Origin of the sequence: Paraburkholderia sp. Ac-20347 (genome assembly GCF_017104805.1) — a bacterium.
Taxonomy (GTDB): domain Bacteria; phylum Pseudomonadota; class Gammaproteobacteria; order Burkholderiales; family Burkholderiaceae; genus Paraburkholderia; species Paraburkholderia tropica.
The window spans coordinates 41,571-63,177 of the sequence record NZ_JAAGPN010000021.1 but is presented as its reverse complement, the minus strand read 5'-3'; the positions used below and the strand labels follow the sequence as shown (position 1 = coordinate 63,177).

The window sequence follows — 21,607 nt, the reverse complement described above, 5'->3', positions numbered from 1 at the left end:
CCGCAGCTGGCGTCCGGGTCAGGGCGCGGCCGCCGCGGCCAGCGCCGAGCCGGATCCGACCTACGAGCGCTCGAAGCTCAACCCGGTGCTCACGTTCGACAATTTCGTGACCGGTAAGGCGAACCAGCTCGCGCGCGCCGCGGCCATCCAGGTCGCCGACAACCCCGGCATCTCGTACAACCCGCTGTTCCTGTACGGCGGCGTGGGCCTCGGCAAGACCCACTTGATCCACGCGATCGGCAACCAGCTGCTGATCGACAAGCCGGGCGCGCGCATCCGCTACATCCACGCGGAACAGTACGTGTCCGACGTGGTGAAGGCGTATCAGCGCAAGGCATTCGACGACTTCAAGCGCTACTACCACTCGCTCGACCTGCTGCTGATCGACGATATTCAGTTCTTCTCGGGCAAGTCGCGCACGCAGGAAGAGTTCTTCTACGCGTTCGAGGCGCTGGTCGCCAACAAGGCGCAGGTGATCATCACGAGCGACACGTATCCGAAGGAAATCTCGGGTATCGACGACCGCCTGATCTCGCGCTTCGACTCGGGCCTGACGGTCGCGATCGAGCCGCCGGAACTCGAAATGCGCGTGGCCATCCTGATGCGCAAGGCGCAGTCGGAAGGCGTGAGCCTGAACGAAGACGTGGCGTTCTTCGTCGCCAAGCATCTGCGCTCGAACGTGCGCGAACTCGAAGGCGCGCTGCGCAAGATCCTCGCGTACTCGAAGTTCCACGGGCGCGAGATCTCCATCGAGCTGACCAAGGAAGCGCTCAAGGATCTGCTGACGGTGCAGAACCGCCAGATCTCGGTGGAAAACATCCAGAAGACGGTGGCGGACTTCTACAGCATCAAGGTCGCCGACATGTACTCGAAGAAGCGCCCCGCGAACATCGCGCGGCCGCGCCAGATCGCGATGTACCTGGCCAAGGAGCTGACGCAGAAGAGCCTGCCGGAAATCGGCGAGCTGTTCGGCGGGCGCGATCACACCACGGTGCTGCACGCCGTGCGCAAGATCGCCGACGAACGCACCAAGGACGCCCAGCTCAACCACGAACTGCACGTTCTGGAGCAAACGCTCAAGGGCTGACGGGGCGGCCCCCCGAGGTTCCCCCTGTTTATTGCATGGATCGCCCCCAATTTAGGGAAGTGGTCCGTTTTCAGGCACAATATGGGTTTAACCGTCCGGGGCTCCGGCCGACCGGGTGGATTCCACGCCACGGCCTGTGCTGCGGGGCGGCGCCGGGATCGGGCGCACGACGCCCGGCCCGGACAGGGTGCGCAGACCGTCACATCAACGAAGGAACTCTATGCAACTGGTCAAGACCGAACGCGATAACCTGCTGAGGCCGCTGCAAACGGTGAGCGGCATTGTCGAACGCCGCCACACGTTGCCGATCCTCGCCAATCTGCTGATCACCAAAACCGGTTCCGACGTTTCGTTCCTGTCGACCGACCTCGAGCTGCAGATCACCACGACCGCCGACTTCGGCGTCGGCAGCGAGCAGGTCGCGACCACGGTCGCCGCACGCAAGCTGCTCGACATCCTGCGCGCGATGCCCGACGGCCAGGTCACGCTCACGCTCGCCGACAAGCGCCTGACGGTGCAATCGGGCAAGAGCCGCTTCGCCCTGCAAACGCTTGCCGCGGACGAGTTCCCCACGGTGGCGCAGGCCAAGGACTTCGGCGCGAACCTCTCGGTGCCGCAGAAGACCTTCCGCCAGTTGCTCGGCATGGTCTATTTCGCGATGGCCCAGCAGGACATCCGTTACTACCTGAACGGCATGCTGCTGGTGGTGGACGGCGACCAGCTGATGGCCGTGGCCACCGACGGCCACCGCCTCGCGTTCTCGTCGATGAAGATCGAAGGCTCGTTCGCGCGCCAGGAAGTCATCATCCCGCGCAAGACCATTCTCGAACTCCAGCGCCTGCTCGAAGACATCGACGACACGCTGAAGATCGACATCGGCTCCACGCAGGTCAAGTTCACGTTCGGCCAGGTCGAGCTCGTTTCGAAGCTCGTGGAAGGCAAGTTCCCCGACTTCCAGCGCGTGATTCCGAAGGCGCACAAGAACACCTTCCAGATCGGCCGCGAAGAACTGCAACGCTCGCTGCAACGCGCGGCGATTCTCACGTCCGACAAGTTCAAAGGCGTGCGCTGCATCATCGAGCCGGGCCAGCTCAAGATCATGTCGACCAACGCCGACCAGGAAGAGGCGCAGGAAGAGCTGGAAATCGCCTATCAGGGCGACACCATCGACATCGGGTTCAACGTCACGTATCTGCTCGACGTCCTCGCGAACCTGAAGGTCGACACGCTGGAAGTGAGCCTCGGCGACGCCAGTTCCAGCGCGCTCATCACGATTCCCGAGAACGAGGAATTCAAGTACGTGGTGATGCCGATGCGCATCTAAAAAGCGCGACAGAAGAAGAACACCAGGGGGCGCTGCGCCCCTTTGGCGTTTTTATGGCTTTTCAAAAAGTCTCGAGCAGTAACGCTGGCAGTACAGCAGAACCGGAAAAATTCCATGACTGATACGAACAACTCGCAACCCGACAACAGCTACGGCGCCTCGTCGATCCAGATCCTCGAAGGTCTGGAAGCGGTGCGCAAGCGTCCCGGGATGTACATCGGCGACACGTCGGACGGCACCGGTCTGCACCACCTCGTCTTCGAAGTGCTGGACAACTCCATCGACGAAGCGCTCGCCGGCTATTGCAACGACATTCACGTCGTCATTCACGCCGACAACTCGATCTCGATCACCGACAACGGCCGCGGCATTCCCACGGACGTGAAGATGGACGACAAGCACGATCCGAAGCGCAGCGCCGCTGAAATCGTGATGACCGAGCTGCACGCGGGCGGCAAGTTCGACCAGAACAGCTACAAGGTCTCGGGCGGCCTGCACGGCGTGGGCGTCTCGTGCGTGAACGCGCTGTCGAGCTTCCTGCGCCTGACCGTGCGCCGCAACGGCAAGAAGCACTTCATGGAATTCCACCGTGGCGTGCCGCAGAACCGCATTCTCGAAGAGCGCGACGGCGTGACGGTGTCGCCCATGCAACTGCTCGGCGACACGGAAAACCGTGGCACCGAAGTGCACTTCATGGCCGATGAAACCATCTTCGGCAGCGTCGAATATCACTACGACATTCTCGCCAAGCGCATCCGCGAACTCTCGTTCCTGAACAACGGCGTGCGTATCCGCCTGACCGACCAGCGCTCGGGCAAGGAAGACGATTTCGCGTTCGCGGGCGGCGTGAAGGGCTTCGTCGAGTACATCAACAAGGCGAAGACGGTCCTGCACCCGAACATCTTCTACATCTCGAGCGAGAAGGACGGCGTGGGCGTGGAAGTCGCCATGCAGTGGAACGACAGCTACAACGAAAGCGTGCTGTGCTTCACGAACAACATTCCGCAGCGCGACGGCGGCACGCACTTGACGGGCTTGCGCGCGGCGATGACGCGCGTGATCAACAAGTACATCGCCGACAACGAAATCGCCAAGAAGGCCAAGGTCGAAACCTCGGGCGACGACATGCGCGAAGGTCTGTCGTGCGTGCTCTCCGTGAAGGTGCCGGAGCCGAAGTTCAGCTCGCAGACGAAGGACAAGCTGGTGTCGTCGGAAGTGCGCGCGCCGGTGGAAGACGTCGTGGCGAAGGCGCTGGAAGACTTCCTGCAGGAAACGCCGAACGACGCGAAGACCATTTGCAGCAAGATCGTCGACGCCGCGCGTGCGCGCGACGCCGCGCGCAAGGCGCGTGAAATGACGCGACGCAAGGGCGTGCTCGACGGCGTGGGCCTGCCGGGCAAGCTCGCGGACTGCCAGGAGAAGGATCCGGCGAAGTCCGAGGTGTATATCGTCGAGGGCGACTCGGCAGGCGGCTCGGCCAAGCAAGGCCGCGATCGCAAGTTCCAGGCGATCCTGCCGCTGCGCGGCAAGGTGCTGAACGTCGAGAAGGCGCGCTACGACAAGCTGCTGTCGTCGGAGCAGATCGTCACGCTGATTACCGCGCTCGGTTGCGGTATCGGCAAGGAAGATTACAACCTCGAGAAGCTGCGTTATCACCGCATCATCATCATGACCGATGCGGACGTGGACGGCGCGCACATCCGCACGCTGCTGCTGACGTTCTTCTATCGCCAGATGCCGGAGATGATCGAGCGCGGTTACGTGTATATCGCGCAGCCGCCGCTTTACAAGCTCAAGGCGGGCAAGGACGAGCGTTATCTGAAGGACGACGCCGATCTGAACGCGCATATGCTGCGTCTGGCGCTGAACGGTTCGGAACTGGTGCCGACCGAAGGCGCGACGCCGATTTCGGGCGATGCGCTGGGCGAGCTGGCAAGGTCGTATCAGTTGGCGCGCGCCGTGGTGGATCGCTTGTCGCGTCTGTATGACGTGCGGGCGCTCGAAGCGATCATGGATGGCGTGGCGATCGATCTGTCGAGCGAGGAGTCGACGGAGGCTTCGGCTCGTGCGCTTGAGGCGCATCTGCGTGACGATCCTTTGAAGCCGGAAGTGTCCGTTGTGCCGATGTATGACGCGGTGCGCGAGCAGCGTTCGCTGCGCGTGGAGCGTCGTCATCATGGCAACGTCAAGGTTTCCGTGATCGACGAAGAGTTCCAGCTGACGGCGGATTATCAGCAGCTCGTGAATACCGCGAATACGTTCAAGGGTTTGATCGGCAAGAATGCGCTCATCAAGCGGGGCGAGCGCAGCATGGCGGTGACGGACTTCAAGAGCGCGATGAAGTGGCTGATCGCGGATGCCGAGCGCAATGTTTCGAAGCAGCGTTATAAGGGGCTCGGCGAGATGAACCCTGAGCAGCTGTGGGAAACGACGATGGATCCGACTGTGCGTCGTTTGTTGCGTGTGCAGATCGAGGATGCGATTGCCGCGGATGGGATTTTCACTACGTTGATGGGTGATGACGTAGAGCCGCGTCGTGCGTTTATCGAGAGCAATGCGCTGCGGGCGGGGAATATTGATGTTTGAGGGGTTTTGTAGCGGGAGCCATAACCTGAGATTTTGGGATGCATCCATTGAGACTTTTATTGAATGATGGGTCCCGATAGCTCAAGCTGATGACGCTTTGTCAAGCGCTATTCCGGAAGTAAAAACGGCCACCTTATGAGATGGCCGTTGTTTTTCAGGGAGAATTTCCAGACTGCGGTTAGCAAGGTCGTCGGCAATCTTGCTGATGTCTTCCAATCTGATATGGACAAAGCGTGGAATCTGGCCAAGTCGGGCCGGTGGAGTAAGGCGACGGGGGCGCTGCTTGTTGTTGGTAATTGGAATTAGGAACGTTTAAGCTTCGACGCATCCAAGGAAATCGCAAATCAATCAATAGCTTAAGCTATACGTAAACGCTTCTGGGCGGGCCATCGCCCTAGAAAGTAACGACTGAATGACACAGCGCCGCCTTGGCGGTGCCTTGGAAATAGAAGCGTTTACGCCGTTCTCGACTGCATGGCGTCAGCCCGACCCAAGCCCCAGCAAACAGCGCCGTCTCACCCATCTCCTTAACGTATTCCTCACTCGCGGACCCAAGCGCTGAGCGCCGATGGTGCACGCACGCGCCGCGGGCACCCAGCGTGCACCGCGCGACGGGCGCTTGGCAGCGGTCCGCAACCAACCTCGCGCCCTGCAGAGTGTTAATAAAGATTACATTTGGACGATATACTAAGTGGCTGCAGAAAACGCTTAAAAACTACGAGAACTTGGGACAGATATGGCAGCCACGCCGAAACAGCAAATCGAGCGACTTGTCGGAGACCTGCGGCAGATTACCAAATGGGGGCGAATGTCCGAGTACGCATCGGGCAACAGTTTGCCCATCACTCGCACATGGGCGCCTTTCGTCGAAGCAATCTTCGAGCGCTACACCAGCGACGTGGATATGTTGAAAGTTGTCGAGAAGCTCCGTACGTTCTATATGGAGCAAATCGTCGCCGCCGACCGGATGGTGACGTTCTTCCACCCGCACGAGGTGCACGGCAAAGCACTCTACGACGCGGCCAGCGATGCTAGGCCGCAGCCGTCCACCGCCCAAGGCCACTTCCCCGCGCTCGTACCCGACAAAGACGTCAACAGCGATGTACCCACCGTACCGACGTTCGTTGGTCAGGTGGTATCCACCGACAAGCGCGTTGCGCTCTTTTACCTGTCCGGCCGCTACGTGGAAGAACGGGATAAGTACAAGCGCGATGAGGTGGCCGCGGCTGTCCGCGACGCTTTCGAGGACTACGACGAGTTCATCGCAATCAAATTGCGCTTTAAGCAATGCATGGACAGCGTCATCGTTCACCCCGATGGCGCCGTGCAGATGCGACTGGACCTTCCGTCGTTGACCAACGTGGACTACGCGGAGCATTGCGCCAAGGTCCTGATGGAGAAGTTTCATGCAGACTTCCCTGGCCCCGGCGGCGCCCCGCTGCTCGGGGACCGACGGAATCTCTTCAAAGCCATCGGGAACATCTACCGCAAGGATGGTTTGGGTCGCGTTTGCGAATTGGGGTTTGAGACTCCTACCGATTCCGTCAAAATCGAGAAGATGCGCAATCGCACATCCGACTTGCGCGAGGAGCTGTACCATAAGGCAGGTAAAGTCGGGCTGAAAAATCTGGCGGAAATCGTGCCGTACCGCCTCTCAGTTCGCTTCAACCCGTCGTCCGGGAAGCATCCCGTCGAGCTGTCGCTGCCTGGTTCGGCCCGGGAGTTGGCCAAGCCCAGCCAACGGCTTGAGGTTGCCTCGGTAAGCGGGTGTCTCCTTGAAAGCGACTTTGAGAAAGCTGTGCAGACTCTCCTTGAGCATGCCTAGCCTTGATATGAACAAAGAAGAAGCAATCCAACGGGTGCAGGCAGTTTGGGACAGGAGTCCCGCTGCCCTGCTATGCGTTGCGATTGTTGACCAATTGGCCGCAGGCGTTCTCCACCGCCTCACCTTTGGTCAGTTGTACCGCTTGGCCTCGAAGAACGAGGCGTCGCAAGACGACATCGCTCGGGCACTTCAATATCTGACAGGCCATGACCTCCACCTGTTGGACACGGAGTTCGAGTTCATCGACGAGAACGATGAAACGTTCTATTTCGCCCTGCACGACCTCCGCGTTGCTGAGCGAGAAGGCGCGCTCTACCATCCCGAATCCGGCGAGCTCATAGACAACTACGAAGAGAGGGTCTTCCCGACCTTCGTGCCATCCTCTTTGGCGAAGGAAATTTTGGCCGAATGAGTGAATTTGAGCACGTTATTCCGAATGGCGACTCGGACCAGCCAGTCAGCTTGAGAGGATACAAGGCCTTGATGAGCCTGGCGGCCGGCGGCAATCGCGTGGTCCGCCGTGTGACCACCAGCACGTATGACGAGTTTGTCGCTCTCCTGTACGAAGACTTCGACGAAATCATCGGCGACCTGGAAGGCCGCAAGAAGTATTTCACTGACTCGTCCGAAGACCAGATTACCGACTCCCTCGTAACCAGCCTTCGGCAGTATGGGTATGTGGCCAGCCACGACAAAGACCATAGCGGGCACGTCGACATAACGGTCGAGGTGTCGCATCAGCCGAATTTCATATGGCTGGGCGAAGCAAAACTCGACAATGGCCCGAAGTATTGCTGGGGCGGATTCCAGCAGCTGACCACACGGTACAGCGTCGCACGCGGAGGTGCGGACGCCGGCGGCATCCTCATCTACCTGCAGAATTACAAGGACGCGAAGGCACGCCTGGAGCAATGGGCCAAGTATCTGGAAGACGAGCAGAGCATCAAATGTGACCGGAAAGACGCGACCAGGCCGGGGCTGGCGTTCTCGACTGCTGCGGACCATGCCGGCACGGGGGTGCCGTACAAGGTCCGCCACATGATTGTCTATCTTCGGCACGACCCGGACAAATAGCGCAGTCACTGGCAGCCGGTCTTCAAGTTTGCAACGCCAGAGTCATCTGCCGGCCAGAGTCGGTGCTTGGCGTGCCCGACGGTCCAGCGAATACTGCTCCGAGGCGATTGTTCACAAGCGCATACCGACCGACACGGTGCATCCGTCCACACTCGGACGGCTGACGGCTCCACAGCGTTGCAATTCTGTATCCCTCCTTGCGGAGCTCCACAATCCGCGGGCGCGGGTCAACGATGTCGAGAAACCGCACCGCCTCCAACGTTGTTACGCCACCGCGCATCTTCATCGCCTCGAGCAGGCGGGCGCGCTGATGGGCAGCGGTGTTCTCAGGCCAGTTGGCGATGATGCTGCTGAACAATGAATGGTCCAGCCGTCCGTTTTGTTTGTGCATTCGACGCTAAGGTAGTGAAGATGAGGTCCATTGTTGGCCGCATGCTTCAAAACGTAGCTACCCAAATACCGAGCGAATCGGGCACCGAATCGTCCGGCCAAAATTCGGCCATTTTTGAGCCGATTTTGGCCGTCTGCTATTCAGAGGGATGGTCAGGCTCCAAACCGATTTCGCGACGAAGCATGTCCAGATGGTCGACTGCGACAATCCTGTCGGTCTCATCCGGGAAGCGTTTGGCGAGCGCGAGCATCGCTTCGAATATCTCGCTGGTTGTCTGCGGCAGTGGGACCGCGGGGAGCAGCTTCGGCGGGATGCTTGCCCGAGCAACCACGAGGTGCGCTAGGTTCTCGCTCTCGGCGGTTTGACGCCGTTTCTCTTCCGCGTACCGCTCGATGGAGGCTCGCTCGACGTCGGTCAGGATTTTCCGGACGGCGCGCGATTCGGTGTCTTCCCAAACACGCGCAGCGACCGTAGCGATGAACTTGTTCGGATAGTCTCCGCACATCTCGTAAAGCGCTCGGGCAAGGTGCAAAACGAAAGTACGCCGTTCCTCGAATGCCGGGCGGCCGGCAGAGCGTGTTTTGACAGCCGATGCTACATCGTCCAGGTGTCTGAACTGCCCAAAGAAACTCGCCTGGAGCTGGGACGGCACCCAGAAGGAAGTCTCAGCCAGCAAGGAAGACTCAAAGGCCTCCGCGCGCTTCATCACTGCCTGGACAGCTGCGGCAGTGGGCAACAGCTCGGACGGCTCGTCGTCGACGCAAGCCACGAACGCGAGCGCGACCTGAGTAATCGCCGTGACCTGCAGCACGGTCCCCTTGCCGAACACAGACCGCTTGAAGAAGCTCCGTACAGTAGGCTGGTCCAGGAAGCTCTTATACCAGGCGGACCCCGCTTTCTCCGCTTGGCTGAGCCGCAGGAAATGCCGGGCTTCTTCGCAAGTTGAGCGGAGGGTCTCGTCCGCTTCCAGAACAATCATGTGTGCACCTCCAGGCCTTTCATGTCCGCAACACCGCGCGACGTTCGTTCGAGTACCGAGTTGATGTGGTCGCTAAGCGAAGCGCTTCGCCGCCAACCTTAGCGAGACAGCCAAGCACTACACGGCGGAGGTGCGCGGTTGTCGGCTCTGCTTCCTTCGAGTGGACGCCAACCCTAGTTGCCTCCGGAGCTGGCGAAATGGCAGTCTAGCCCAAACAAGACGACGGTCGGCCAAGTCAATCAGCCGGTTCAAGCCGGCCCCAATCAGTTAGAGGCGTTGGGCTGCCCGGCAAGAAACGCAAGCGGGTTGAGGCCGATAGCGATGGTGCAACCAGATGGCACGCGTGCTCGGCCATCGGCTCCGTATTCAACGGCAGTCATTGCGCGCTGAGAAAGAACCCCGATGGCCTCGCCCTGCTCATTGAACACCGGGCCGCCGCTGGCGCCGGGATGCATTGCGTTGTCGATATACATGACATCGCATTCGAGGTTTCCGAGACCCGAGACCGTCGTCACTATGCGCCTGAGGTTGCCGATATACCCTTGCTTGATGAGCGGACCCGTCATGTCAGCCATGTAGCCTTTGTCCATCGCTGCTTTGAATTCGGCTGCGCCCTTTGTCTCGGGCAGGAGCAGTCGGTCGATGTCGAAAGGGAGGCGCAGCTCTTCTGAATAGCCTGCCAGGAAGACGCGCTGGCCAAGTCGGGGCGTATCCCCGAGCACGACCGGTATCCGAGGGACCTCGGTTGAAAACGGCTCCTTGGGATTCAGCATCGCGATGTCCAGCTGGACCGGCTGCGAGATTCCCGGGACCTGTATGTTCATGGAGCAAAGCTGGACCGCATACTCAGCGACCGGCAGACCCTGGAACTTGCAGAATATCTTCAGCGCCGGGTCGGTGTAGTCGCTGTGTCGAATCGGGAACCGCCCGGTGACAACGTGCGCGGCCGTAATCACCTGACCGTTCGGAAGAAACGCGAATCCTGAGCCCTCGCTGATTTTCTCGTCGTCAAGGAAGACCGTGATACAGCAGCAGGCTGGCGAGATTCGACTGTAGAGTTCTTCGAGCATCCAATATTTATAAGTGAGGGTTCAGGTTTGGTCAGGTGGCGTGGACCGAAGTCGCTCGGCGCGGCCGGCGCCGCAGGCGAACAGAGGTGTTTCATCTGCTCGCCTGCATGGCCGCGCTCGCCACCGTCAATGATTGCCGAGGTTGTTCCCGCCGCTAGCGTTGCGCCTCGCACGCATCCGCTCCACTAAGCGCGCGTTAGCACTGAGCACCTCCGGTTCCGACTTCTCCGGCGGAGCGACGGGCGCGGGAACGATGATAGGCCCGCTCGTAAGGCCCCACGCTTCTGCCTGCTTCCTGCCCCAATCGCGGTCAATCTCTTCGTCGGCGTTTCGCTTCTTGGGTGCATCCTCCCATGTCCATCTGCGCATTGCGGAGGGCACGCGGGAAAACAAACGCCATTCGCACATCCTCACCTGCGGGCCTTCATTTGGAAGTCCCTGCTAGGCCGGTGAAGGTGTCCGGCTTTTCGGTCTGTCGACATTGGCAGAGCAGAAAGAGTATGGCGATTCACTTGTCCGTTGTCGAATGGCCTCCAGCTGGGCCATTCGACGCCACGACCTAGCGCGAAGGCTCATTTTCGCGCGGTTGCGTCGGTTCCAGCAATTAACCGCGCTTAGTCGCGAATTGGCGACGCGCGTGCGCGATGTACGCAAGTGGCTTGTCGCGCAGGTCGGCACGGCCTAGGCCCGATGAAGTTAGCGCAACGTACGCCGCACTGGCAAAACTCAGAGCTGTACCTGCCCACAACGCAGGGCTGTCAGGTGACGTTGTGGCCCATTGAATGCCGTTGCCCGCGAGAGGGAACAATGCGCCGAACGTTATCTGTTTCCAGTTGAAGCGCATTGCATCACTGAGCTCATCAATCTGCGACTTTGACTGTTTGACGAAATCGCTAATGGCATCTGCACGGTCTTCGGCGTCCTGTAGCAGGGCGATAGCGGCTGAGCGGACTTCAATCATCTCCCGTAGAGCAGGGAGTAGGTCGCCATATTGTTCTTTGAACTTCACCACGGCAGTCAGACTTACTTTACCGTCAGGAACTGGTAGGAGACAGTCGAGAATCTCATGCCGGGCATCTTGATGCTCGGGCTTCTGCGAGCGACGGAGAGTTCGACCCAATCCAAACAGGGATGCGTACTCCCACCTGTTCGTCACAGGTGCAGCATCGACCCCTTCCTGTGCCCCTAGGCATACAGCGAGATATGCCATGAACAGTTTTGCGATGGATGCCTCGACCATATACCACGAGTCGTCCAGTCGTTCGGCCGCGCCGCAGCCAACCAAGAACTCCGGTATTCCGCGAAGTTTTTCGATGTGGATGCGGACGCGAGGGCGCGCCTTAATTCTCTCCGGTGAGTAGTAAAGCGTTCTCAACCTTGCTTCGACAAGTTGCACGAATGCAGTATCGAACTGCTCAAGTCGCCATAGATACTGCGCCGGAATAACGGTGTTGACCAATCCTGCGTCAAGGAGCTCACGCATGAAAACATCGAGCTCCTCGGTGCGATACGCCAACTCAAGTGGAACGATGGCGGAAAGCTTGTCCCAGTAGAGAAGGGTACGCATTGTCCATGCCGTATCCGGAATGGAGATGTATGGGAAGTACAGTGCGTTGTTACGCATAAGATTTCCGGTTCAGATTCATTTCGGACCCACTCCACGTGCCTACGCGACAACGCTCCAGCAATTCCTTGACCCTGACAGCACGACCACATGGTAGTGTCAAGCCCTGATGCATCGCGCCTCACAGCATCCCCAAAAAAGGTCGCAGCCCGGGGTGATGTGACGAGTAATTGTAGAATGCGCTTACACATATCAAGGCCATTAGACGTTTGCGAGTCGAAAAATGACAACAAAGCCCGCCTCCAGCGATAAAGCAAAGCCCAAAGCATCCGGGAAGCCCCAAAAGGCGTCGACAACTGAAAAGCGCATCAACTTCCCGAAGGAGACAGTGAGGCAGATTGCGTTCGAAGCTCATTTGTTCTGTTCGAATCCCGAGTGCTGCAGATTTACGTCTTATTCGACGACTGAAGCCAAGGCCCGTGCAATTGCCGAAGCTGCTCACATCAACGCCGCCAGTGAGGACGGCCCCCGTCCCGGAGACGTCCGAACGGAGGAGGAGCTGAAGTCTGCAACCAACGGCATCTGGTTATGCGATACCTGTCATAGGCTCATTGATGACGACCCATCTCGATTTCCCGAAAGCCGCCTCAGGGAGTGGAAGTCAAATCATGCCGAATTTATAAGAGGACTCGTCGGAAAAGAATTCGATATAGTTCATTTCAAACTATACGCACGCAGCAAAAACACGGCGCATTGCATCAGTTTTCTTACGTTTCTCGAGAATCGACGAGTTTTTTTCAACGCACTGGACGCGGAGTTCCCGTGGCAAGTCTTTAAATCGCTGTCGGACGTTCGATACAGAATCGAAGAGGCCCGCGCCGCGATGCTGGATGACACGGTTGCAATGAGAAATATCGAGGAGATGCTAACCTTGGTCCATGAGTTTCTCACCGCAAATCCGCGATTGGATGAGTTGAAGTGTGACGGCAACGACCCGGAATTTCGGAGGTTTTGCGTTGAGCTTGCCGAGCTTCGAGCAAAGCTTTTGCCTCTCGTAATTGCGATAGCCGATGATGTGGAATATAAACCGAGTGCTGCATTAATTAGCGAAGCGCGAAGACTTGGAGTCTATTAGGAGCTCGGATATTCGCAGCGACGTTGCCTCCAATTTCGTGTGTTCTGCGACAGCGAATACGCGCATGCGAATCAAGTCGCCGTTTCTGGCGAACTATCGAGCACCGGTGACAGGAACTTGGTCGTGCCGCTTGTTGCCGACTATCCTTAAATTAACCGGGCGAACCGCGTTCAGAAGCATGGGCGCGCGCCCGGTCAGTCACGACGTCATTGGCGTCAAAGAGGTCATCGCTGCAACGACCTTGCTGTCTTGCAGCTCGACCTTGCGCGGAGAACTGAGCCTGCATGCAACGGCGCGCGATGCTCTCCTGCAGTGCGGTTTCGACTAACTTCGACAAGGACTCATCCTGTTGAAGTACGCCTTCCGCCGCTGCCGTCGGGTCGTCATTGATATGCATCAAGGCGGCCGTTCGTGTCCTCTCCGTATCCGTCGCATCTCTCGCGAAGTACCCTCGCGCAGGGAAAAGAGCGGCCAAAGCCGTTTTGAATGGCGTGCACGAGCCCGCTCTGTTTGCTACACGTCGCGTGAGCTGCCGAGCATACTGGATACGCGCACTCGGTCACCCAACCCAGAGCTTTCTGCTGCTTCGCGTACGAGCTTTACATCGTCCGCGCCGAGAGACGGGCCAACGAATATACGGTCGACGAGTTGTGAGACGTCGAATGAAACTCGGATGCCATCCTGGGGTATCCGAAAGCTGTCAGGTACCGGAGCGGCTGAGTATCTGTGGTCGATGCAGATGGAACTCGTCCAGCGCTGAATTCACCCGCTCGGGGCGCGGTAACGTCCTTTGAGACACCCGCCTCTGGTCGTCCGCATGCATGAGTCCTGTCCCAGGGTGCGTACGATTTCGATGACTGTGCTCAAGGTCAAGCCGTTTCCCCTTTCGAACCTTCGCGGCGAGCGAACATAGAGTCCTTACGAAACTCGTTGGCTCTGTGGAACATCAGGTATGGCACATGAGCTGGCTTCAGATTCCGAATCGTCCATTCAGGGGATACCCCCAATTGAGTCCTGGCAGCGGACGGCAAGGCATCCGACACAAGTAAGCTGCCTTGGTCCGAGAATGAAATCCAACCACCGTCGAACAGCGCGTCAACGTGTGGAGCGAGCAGAAACCCGTTGAACACATCCAGCCTCTCGTCGTCACTTTGGCACTTAGCCCAAGGCTTAATGTGCGAGGCCCGTAGCAAGCCCGGGACGGCGAGGCCCGTTACGCAGCAACATCCCTGCCAGTAATCCATCAGTGCGCTTCGATACAAGTCTTGCCCGACACGTTCTACCACCAGGCGCTCTGCCTCAGTAGTTTGAGGTAGGTGCTTCTTTGCGCGCCGGAACTGGTCGGCCACACGGTTTGGTATGGTTCTAGCGATGGCCGAGGCACGTTGTAGGACAACGTAAAGCTGGTCCAAATCACCCACAGAGATTTCACTGGTGGCTGCGCCATCCAATAAGACACCGTTCGAGGCCGAAACGCGAAGTGCACCCTCGTGAATTTTTACGAATATCGCTTCTGGAAACTGCACCGAGCGTAACTCCAGCCCGCCGTCGCTCAGCAGAATAGGCGTGCGCTCAAAACCACAATCTGAAGCAGCTTTCTCGACGCGAAGGCGCTCAAGCGGCGTCATCATTCCCTCGGCTGCTCAAAACCGGGCAATTCAGGCAATAGTTCCCGTTTAAACAGAAGCTTTTCTTGAGCGCCCGGCTCAAGCTCCAGCACAACATATCGGTCCCCGTTTACCTCTTCTGGCGGAGGCGAAGTAGTCGTCACGATGAACTGAAACGGGACAACGCCATCCTCACCAAGTTGCGCCGCAGCTTCGGACGCTACAAGAAAGAATTCTCTATAGAGACGCTCGCTCATGTCGGCTTCTCGCGGACAGTCGTGAACCAGGAACCCGGGATGGCTACTGACCTCGGACGTGGCCGAGTCCAGCAAGCAGACGATGTCGCCGAGAAGAACCTCCAAGACCTGATAAGCCTCGCCACCGCGCAAGACCTCAAACGGGCGAACCTCATCGTCTGGAACAAAGCGGGCGTGCCCTTCTGCCCCCAGCAACCGAGACGATACGCACGCTGTTAGGAATTTAATTGCATCAACTCGTGCCGACCGCTGTGACCGTCGGTCCGCAGCCAAAATCCGAAGACGATTTAGCCCCGACTCAAGCTCCTTCTGCCGTTGCCGTGCTTGCATCAAATCAAACGTGTCAATCCGTTGAGCTCGTTGTGAATGCAACGCTTGTAGCTCGTCCCAAGACTTTTTCAGAAGGATGTTGGTACTTTCGTTCGTCGCAATCCGCACGCGAAGCCTTCGCAACTCGGCCTTTTCCTCTGAAATTTGTCGGGATTGCTGGGAGACCGCAGCTGACGCGCCTCGAAGTTCGGCTTCACGGCGGACAAGTTGTCGTTCGAGCTCCTGAGCATTCGCCTTCGCTTCTTTTCCGTCTCGATGCCACGTCATGCTGACAGCGCTTTTCCGGTCTTGGATGTGTTGACATGCGGAAAACTCGATGTTGCCGTGGTCGCATCGACCGCCATCGAGTCCCTCCAACCGGTCACGAACTTTAGTCAATCGCTCGAAGTCTTCACGGTTGGTTTCAACGAGCGCCTTCGCAATGCCCACCTCAGCGTCAGCCAGCCGCATCGCGTGATTGAGTTTTGTGAGGCGAACTTGCTCCTGTGCCAATTTCTCCTCGGCTTGCTGGACCTCACGTTCCCAGCGTTCATCCTCTTGCTGAGCGGTCTCGAAAGCGGCTAGAACGCGGGACTCAATGGACTGGCCGACGGTCGCAGCATAAAGCGGCTCGTCCTCTCCGGCACCAAGCCGGATACGTAGTTGACGGTCTGCATGGGCGAGAGCAAACGCCGGCGCACGTTCCAACTCTGGAATTCTTTCCTTGCCTTGGTCGAACTGGATTTGCTTTGACTCAATCTCGCGAAGTAGTTGGTCCAGTTCGGCATCCACGAGGCCGAGAACAGACCCGACGAACAGTGGGGGGTCCCGCCGCGGTCTCGTGAAGCCCAAACCCTCACCGTCGCGCCAGTGGTAGAACCCGTCAAAGCGCGTTCGCTGGTCTCTGATGCACCAGGCCAGTAGATGCCGCCATTTAAGTTGCTGATTCGTACCCGGCAACGATTGTGCGGCGAGGTGGCCAACTGAGAACCGCTCTAATGCATTGAGATATGCCTGGAAATCGTTGGAGACATCTCCCTGAAGAAGCTGCTCTAGCGTTTCGCACTGTGCGGCGAAGGAATGGCTGTAGGCTCCATAGGGACGAAAGACCAACCACGTCACACCAACGATGTGAACCTTCGCCGCAACGCCTCCTTTCGGAAAGCCGCTCGACGCTTTTTCACGCAACGTGGAGATGGCGGGGGCATCGTCACCCAGTACATATCGCATGAGGAGACACAGCGATGTCTTTCCAACCCCATGGCCCGCGCTGGACAGACCCGGTGTCTCGTTGGATGCGGACTCCTTGGCCCATACGATGTTCAGGCCTTGATGAAGACTGATGACTCGCGTCTGGATTAATGGCTCGCGGGATTCGACCAGCCAGATAGTCTCGACCCATAGTCGAGGATGCCTGCGAGCGGCTTTATATCCTTCGAGCCAGCGTGTCATTGTTCCTCCTATCTCGTGCCTGTCGACGTATGTGTTGCCGTGCCGTCATCGGTTGCGGCACCATCCGCCATGGGGCGTCGCGACTCGGCGGTCAACAGCAATCGAGCAATGTTGGTGTGCTCCTCAAGTTGGATTACATCGCCAGGAAGCGTTCCACCTCCTCGGTTAAACGCGGACTTCGACCCACGTGTCTGGCGCATAAGGACTGAAATGGCTTCGAGGCGCTGAACGATAGGAAGGACGCGGTCCAGCAGCCGCGCTGCATTCGAAGCCCCGTGCGTACCCATCAGCGACACAAGGAGCTGCCCATCTACCGGTTCCAGGTACTGCGGTGCGGCCGCCGAGCGTGCAATGAGGGATTGGAGTTCTGTCACGGAGCAGCTGTCGGGCATATTCTCCACGAGCGCAACGATGAGCCCCGCAAGTTTGGCTTCATCTTCGTTTCGAATCACGCCCTGCTCAGAATATCGACCACTCACGGTGGGAATTGCTCCTGAATCTAGCGAGAACATTGCACTCTGCCGGTCCCAAGCATCCAGCACCAGTCGCTGCGTGCGGTACTCGCCGAGACTGCGTAGCTCACCCTCCTTCAGGACACGGAAAGTCTCGCTGGGGTAGTCGGCACCCATCACATCGGCTGGGTCGAGGATGTAGCGCAATTCATCCCGCGTCAGCCCGTAAAGGCGGGCGCAATAAGCGTCGAGTTCGGCTCGAAGCTGAGCCCGGCGCTCGGGGTCCCACGGAAAGGGCTTTGCCCGCTCAATCTCAGGACGCGGGTCATAGGCAGCGAGGTCGTCGGACCAAGCTTTCAGGTCATTCGCAGTGTAAGTCAGTTCGAGAACGCGCGGGACGATGAAGTCCAAGGCTGCCTGGTTGTACCGGTCGGGTGTAAGAACGGGAAGCTGTTTCAAGTAGCCGTAGGTCAGGTGAGTGCCGCCCACCTTTTGCCTTGCGACGTAGTCGAAGATGATTGATTGCCAGTTCGCAAGCATGGCCGCTTGCAGAGGAGCGGACGTGTCGCTGAAGTACAAAGGCATTGTGTGCCCAACCGCCACCCGGGGCACAACCGTGCCAATGACCGTACGGACCTTCTCGACGCCGGTGATGTCCCGCCATCCCATCAGCCACCGTGGGCTGCGGTGCTCCATCCAGCTGTCGAGTAGCTCGCATAGTGCACTTTCCATAGCGCTTGCCCGCAGGGCTTCGGCCAGCATTGTCAACTCGTCATCCGCGAGGCGCACGTTCACGTGTTGCGCAGCCCACTTGGGAAAATCGGCGAGAGCTTTCTTCGTCGTCAGGCCTTCAGCGCGCAGCACAACGCTGAGGCGTTCAAAGCGGACCTTAAGCTGTTCCTCTGCCTGCGCGATATACGTGAGAGCCAGAGCGGGAGTCCAACCTACGCTAGAAGGTGGCGCGCCGGCGGCGCGAAGAAACAACTCGGCGGCCACCCACTGGGCCAGCGTATGTAGCAGGTCCGCCAGTATCGATTCCTCTGCCTCGCGTTGCGACGTCTCCCGCACCTTGTGTAGCTCAAGCCACGCGCGGGCCAACCGAGTCGGCACGCGCGCGATTCGTGCCAGTACCTCGCGTGCCTCCACCCAGTAGCGCGGGTGTACCCTAAAGCTCGCGTCGGACTTCTGCGTATCCGTAACGTCAGCGGTTTCAACCTCGCCCAACGCACCGTTTTCGACAGCGAGGTAAGTTGCCCAGCGGTCGTCGAACTGGTGAATCATTTTCGCCTCGTACAGCGGAAGCCGTGACGGGTTTCCGGACGTACCAAGCTCGTCAAAGAACAAAGCGCTATCACTGGTCATATTGAACAGCCCCTGCGAGAACGAGAGGCCCCATGGATTCTGTTCAGGCCGGATGAGAGCGTCATTAGCGTCGCGCTGCTCCTCTTGAATGAGCACAGGTGCAGCACGGTAAATTTTCTTGGTCAGTTCAGCGTCGCGCTCGCTGCGAAAAACCGGGCAGGTGCGAGTATTGGGATTGATGAGCGAGAACTCTTCTGGCGTCAACTGAAACTGACGACGCGGGTCGTAAATCTGCTCCGGTTTGCGAGCAAAAAACACTAGGGAAGCGGCTTCATCCGTGGGCTCGCCACCAAGCGTGAGCAACGCAAACCGAAATGCGTGGTGCACAGAGGGAAAGACAAACTCCTCGTTTTCAAGGCACAACAAGCTGCGCAGATAGCCACCGATTGCAAGGTGCTCGAAATAGGCCTTAGTTGAGTCGTCCGTCGCAATGCCGGTGGGTACGATAAAGCCCGCCCGTCCGCTCGATGCCGTAGCCTGCAGAAACGTTTCAGAGAACAAGGCATAGGTGTTGAGTTTCCCGTAGGCAGTAAGCGGAAATCTCCGGCTGGCCCGAAAGTACAAATTAACAGCTTCGTTTTGCCGTTTTGCCGTTTGGAACTGACTCCAGAGCCACGGAGTCGATTGCTCAAGTTCCGCAATGGCCTTCTTGCGCTTGTCGCCAGCAAGCGCGGCGACAGATGGAGAGCGAGGTGTGAAAAACTCTTCCTCGCTGAACTGCAACTGTTCCCACGGCGGGTTGCCCAGCATCACATCGAAGCCGCCACGTGCTGCCACTTGAGGGAACGCGAGCCACCAGTGAAACACTCCGTGTTGGTGACATAGGGCTTGGGCTGCGTCTTCTATCTCAGCCTCGGCAGGCTGACCGCTTAGCACGCCCCACAGATAGCCCGATAGAGGCACAGTATCGCTCGCATTGGTCAGTTTGGGCGCTAGGAACGCCGCCACGTAGGTGTCGGCCAGACGGGCAAAGGTACTGTGGTGCACAGCCGCATCGGCTACGCGCCAGGCTTGACGTTTGGTGGCCAAGTGCTCGAGGGTATCGTCGTCCAGCGTCTCTATCGATACGACTTGCGCGGCCAAGTCGGCTTGTGTCAGTAGGTCACCGCTGGCAACGGCGCGCCAGCTCTTCAGGTCAACTTTGTTCTGTTTCTTCAGAGCGCTGGCGACGGCTTTGTCGTCGCTCGCGAGGGCGGTGTATGCCTCGTCGGGGATGCCATGCTCCAGCGCCTTTGGGTCAAGCACACCCAGCAACGCGTCGCCTACACGCAGGTGGTGGTCAACGAAGCTCAAGGGCCGGTCTGGTGAATACGCCTCCAGCCACAGTGCGGTCTTAGCGAGCTGGATGGCCATGGGATTCTTGTCAACGCCATAGATGCAACGGCTAACCACATCGCGTAGCGCGTGGCGATAGTCCATAGGCGTCGGGGCTCCGCCTTCCCTCTCAGCCGCAGCACGATGCAGTGCGACCTCGTCGGCCAAACGCCGGGCAGCGGCGAGCAGGAAGTGGCCGCTACCGCAGGCGGGGTCGCAGATGGTCAGCTCGAGCAGTGCCTCCACCGGGCGCTGCGGGTTGGTCTTGACGGTTTGCTCAATGACCGGCTCCAGCGCGCTCTTGATGAGCTCCTGCACCAGGCTGTCAGGGGTGTAGTAGCTGCCCGTGAGCTTGCGGGTATTTCCTTTGGTGGACGCATCCGTTATCTCATCGCCTACGAACCCGAGGCGAGCGGTGCCAGCGTGTGCAAGACCTTGAAGGTCCGGTACAAGTTCCAGAAGGCTCTCATATACGCTTCCAAGCTCCTCCGGCCCCATGTCACGATAATTGACACGGGACAGGCTGCCGTCAGCCCGGAACCAGCCCAGCTCGAACACCGCAGTCAACAAGTAGCGATTTTCGAGCTCCGCAGCATCCAAGTGCGAGCACTGGTCGGTATCGAACAGCCCGCCGATGGCAGGCAGACCGAGTGCCGCCTCGCCGTGCGCCAGGGCACGGAACGTGATGCTCAATGCCTGCCAGAGGTCTGCATGGCGGTCATGCTGGCTGCGACGAACCGCGCGCTCGCGCAGCCAGGTGAGCGAGTAGCCGTCAAGATACCGTGCCTTGGCGTCGTCACTGGCGTCAGGTGCAAAGACTAGGCGTTGGCCACTGCCACGGTCGCGCCGGTCTTCCACGGTGGAAAGAAAAATGAGCCGGTAAACAAGACGAAGCAGTTCTTCAAAGAATGCCTGGCGGTCGTAGCCGCTTTCGGCATCTTGCAACCCTGCGCGCAACGAATGATTGACAGGGTGGGACAGGAAGCCTGTACCAAGCGCTCGCAACGCGTTGGCCACCTGGTTGCGCAATTTGCCCCGCACAGTAACGCCGACCTGCTGGCCCGCATCGCGCCAACGCTCCCATGGGCAATCGGTCGGCAAGGCTTCGGCGTTGCCGAAGCGGCTTGCGTGAGCCAGCAGCCAGAATGCACTGAAGTCGGCCAGCAGCTCTTCGGCGAAGATGGCTTCGAGGTCAACCTCGATATAGGCTGGACGCGTGAGGCTGGGGTTGTCACGCAGGATGCGTAGTGTCAGCCCGTTGCTGACCACGCCCCAAAGCGACTCATCGCTCGCGTTGAGCGCTTCCTGTGTCAGCATGAAGGGGCTGCGGCGACGAATCTTGCCGGTGTCAGGGTTCGTTTCGCCAAACCTGTCGGCAGCGGTATCGAGCGGTTCGTCGACACCAGCCAGCACCAGTGGCACACGACCACGACTCCCGGCATGGCCAACATTGTACTGGTGTCCAGCGACCTCGATAGGGGAATGCCGGCAAATATCGTGGAAGTGCAGTACGTCCCGCAGTAACGGAATCAGCCACTCACGCACCGTGACCTCATGTAGCCACACGTCCTGGCGCTGTCGTAGTACCTGAAAATCCTGCCAGAGATTGAGCGCAATTTTGAAGTCGCGGGCAACTTCGTCGCGCAGCTTCAGACCTTTCGCAATGCGGTATTGACTTTCCGTCTGCTCAGTGTCCTTGGGGTCTGCAAGCAGAGTCAGGCGCGTCAGTTCGTCGGCCGGAATGAGGCCGCCTTCGATACGAATGGCACGGTAGCTCAGCTGATGAGTTTTGCGCGTTGAATTCAATCGGGCCATCGCC

The 21,607-nt window shown here is 58.9% G+C and carries 15 protein-coding genes; 7 read left to right on the top strand and 8 right to left on the bottom strand.

Going from position 1 to position 21,607, the window contains the following annotated elements; translation table 11 throughout:
• From dnaA to G3N97_RS06585, 6 genes are all read left to right on the top strand, one after another.
• On the top strand, nt 1-1,087 hold a 1,087-nt coding region (gene dnaA, locus G3N97_RS06610), incomplete at its 5' end, for a chromosomal replication initiator protein DnaA (protein ID WP_205992493.1).
• Nucleotides 1,088-1,307: 220 nt separating this feature from the next.
• Nucleotides 1,308-2,411 carry a DNA polymerase III subunit beta gene (dnaN, locus tag G3N97_RS06605; RefSeq protein ID WP_065061811.1) on the top strand — a complete coding sequence of 368 codons (1,104 nt, stop codon included), beginning with the start codon at nt 1,308-1,310 and terminating at the stop codon, nt 2,409-2,411.
• Nucleotides 2,412-2,525: 114 nt separating this feature from the next.
• Nucleotides 2,526-4,997 carry a DNA topoisomerase (ATP-hydrolyzing) subunit B gene (gyrB, locus tag G3N97_RS06600; protein WP_074982903.1) on the top strand — a complete coding sequence of 824 codons (2,472 nt, stop codon included), beginning with the start codon at nt 2,526-2,528 and terminating at the stop codon, nt 4,995-4,997.
• 736 nt (nt 4,998-5,733) lie between these two features.
• A complete protein-coding gene (locus tag G3N97_RS06595) occupies nt 5,734-6,822 on the top strand; it encodes a hypothetical protein (RefSeq protein WP_205992492.1) in 1,089 nt (362 codons plus the stop codon).
• 7 nt (nt 6,823-6,829) lie between these two features.
• Nucleotides 6,830-7,234: a hypothetical protein gene (locus G3N97_RS06590; protein ID WP_205992491.1), complete on the top strand. Its 405-nt coding sequence runs from the start codon at nt 6,830-6,832 to the stop codon at nt 7,232-7,234.
• The gene (locus tag G3N97_RS06585; protein ID WP_205992490.1) at nt 7,231-7,896 is read left to right on the top strand and encodes a hypothetical protein; all 666 of its coding nucleotides are present in this window, start codon (nt 7,231-7,233) and stop codon (nt 7,894-7,896) included. The genes G3N97_RS06590 and G3N97_RS06585 overlap by 4 nt, the downstream gene beginning before the upstream one ends.
• Nucleotides 7,897-7,918: 22 nt before the next feature.
• Here G3N97_RS06585 and G3N97_RS06580 read toward each other — a convergent pair whose 3' ends face one another.
• The 4 genes from G3N97_RS06580 to G3N97_RS06565 all read right to left on the bottom strand — a co-directional run bounded on the left by G3N97_RS06580 (nt 7,919) and on the right by G3N97_RS06565 (nt 11,960).
• Nucleotides 7,919-8,254 (bottom strand): helix-turn-helix domain-containing protein, encoded by a 336-nt coding sequence (locus G3N97_RS06580; protein ID WP_241030430.1) that lies wholly within the window; start codon nt 8,252-8,254, stop codon nt 7,919-7,921.
• 169 nt (nt 8,255-8,423) lie between these two features.
• On the bottom strand, nt 8,424-9,266 hold the full coding sequence (locus G3N97_RS06575) for a hypothetical protein (protein WP_241030429.1): 843 nt from the start codon (nt 9,264-9,266) through the stop codon (nt 8,424-8,426).
• Between the two features lie 263 nt (nt 9,267-9,529).
• Nucleotides 9,530-10,336, bottom strand: coding sequence for a serine protease (locus tag G3N97_RS06570; RefSeq protein WP_205992488.1), 807 nt, complete (start codon nt 10,334-10,336; stop codon nt 9,530-9,532).
• 604 nt (nt 10,337-10,940) lie between these two features.
• Nucleotides 10,941-11,960 (bottom strand): hypothetical protein, encoded by a 1,020-nt coding sequence (locus G3N97_RS06565; protein WP_205992487.1) that lies wholly within the window; start codon nt 11,958-11,960, stop codon nt 10,941-10,943.
• 223 nt (nt 11,961-12,183) lie between these two features.
• Here G3N97_RS06565 and G3N97_RS06560 point away from each other — a divergent pair, with 223 nt between their 5' ends.
• Nucleotides 12,184-13,035, top strand: a complete 852-nt coding sequence (locus G3N97_RS06560) for an HNH endonuclease (RefSeq protein ID WP_205992486.1) — start codon at nt 12,184-12,186, stop codon at nt 13,033-13,035.
• Nucleotides 13,036-13,186: 151 nt separating this feature from the next.
• Here G3N97_RS06560 and G3N97_RS06555 read toward each other — a convergent pair whose 3' ends face one another.
• The 4 genes from G3N97_RS06555 to G3N97_RS06540 all read right to left on the bottom strand — a co-directional run bounded on the left by G3N97_RS06555 (nt 13,187) and on the right by G3N97_RS06540 (nt 21,603).
• Nucleotides 13,187-13,435, bottom strand: coding sequence for a hypothetical protein (locus G3N97_RS06555; protein WP_205992485.1), 249 nt, complete (start codon nt 13,433-13,435; stop codon nt 13,187-13,189).
• 469 nt (nt 13,436-13,904) lie between these two features.
• Entirely contained in the window at nt 13,905-14,666 is a 762-nt protein-coding gene (locus tag G3N97_RS06550; RefSeq protein ID WP_205992484.1) for an HNH endonuclease signature motif containing protein, read from the bottom strand.
• On the bottom strand, nt 14,663-16,660 hold the full coding sequence (locus tag G3N97_RS06545; protein ID WP_205992483.1) for a hypothetical protein: 1,998 nt from the start codon (nt 16,658-16,660) through the stop codon (nt 14,663-14,665). Before G3N97_RS06545 ends, G3N97_RS06550 begins: the two co-directional genes overlap by 4 nt.
• Nucleotides 16,661-16,668: 8 nt before the next feature.
• Nucleotides 16,669-21,603: an N-6 DNA methylase gene (locus tag G3N97_RS06540; protein WP_205992482.1), complete on the bottom strand. Its 4,935-nt coding sequence runs from the start codon at nt 21,601-21,603 to the stop codon at nt 16,669-16,671.
• Between the last annotated feature and the right edge of the window lie 4 nt (nt 21,604-21,607).

Excerpts from the sequence above, each read along its gene's own strand:
- G3N97_RS06585 (WP_205992490.1), top strand. The coding sequence starts at position 7,231 with ATGAGTGAATTTGAGCACGTTATTCCGAATGGCGACTCGGACCAGCCA.
- G3N97_RS06540 (WP_205992482.1), bottom strand. The coding sequence starts at position 21,603 with ATGGCCCGATTGAATTCAACGCGCAAAACTCATCAGCTGAGCTACCGT.
- G3N97_RS06570 (WP_205992488.1), bottom strand. The coding sequence starts at position 10,336 with ATGCTCGAAGAACTCTACAGTCGAATCTCGCCAGCCTGCTGCTGTATC.
- G3N97_RS06545 (WP_205992483.1), bottom strand. The coding sequence starts at position 16,660 with ATGACACGCTGGCTCGAAGGATATAAAGCCGCTCGCAGGCATCCTCGA.
- G3N97_RS06560 (WP_205992486.1), top strand. The coding sequence starts at position 12,184 with ATGACAACAAAGCCCGCCTCCAGCGATAAAGCAAAGCCCAAAGCATCC.
- dnaN (WP_065061811.1), top strand. The coding sequence starts at position 1,308 with ATGCAACTGGTCAAGACCGAACGCGATAACCTGCTGAGGCCGCTGCAA.
- G3N97_RS06575 (WP_241030429.1), bottom strand. The coding sequence starts at position 9,266 with ATGATTGTTCTGGAAGCGGACGAGACCCTCCGCTCAACTTGCGAAGAA.
- G3N97_RS06595 (WP_205992492.1), top strand. The coding sequence starts at position 5,734 with ATGGCAGCCACGCCGAAACAGCAAATCGAGCGACTTGTCGGAGACCTG.
- G3N97_RS06550 (WP_205992484.1), bottom strand. The coding sequence starts at position 14,666 with ATGATGACGCCGCTTGAGCGCCTTCGCGTCGAGAAAGCTGCTTCAGAT.
- gyrB (WP_074982903.1), top strand. The coding sequence starts at position 2,526 with ATGACTGATACGAACAACTCGCAACCCGACAACAGCTACGGCGCCTCG.
- G3N97_RS06590 (WP_205992491.1), top strand. The coding sequence starts at position 6,830 with ATGAACAAAGAAGAAGCAATCCAACGGGTGCAGGCAGTTTGGGACAGG.
- G3N97_RS06565 (WP_205992487.1), bottom strand. The coding sequence starts at position 11,960 with ATGCGTAACAACGCACTGTACTTCCCATACATCTCCATTCCGGATACG.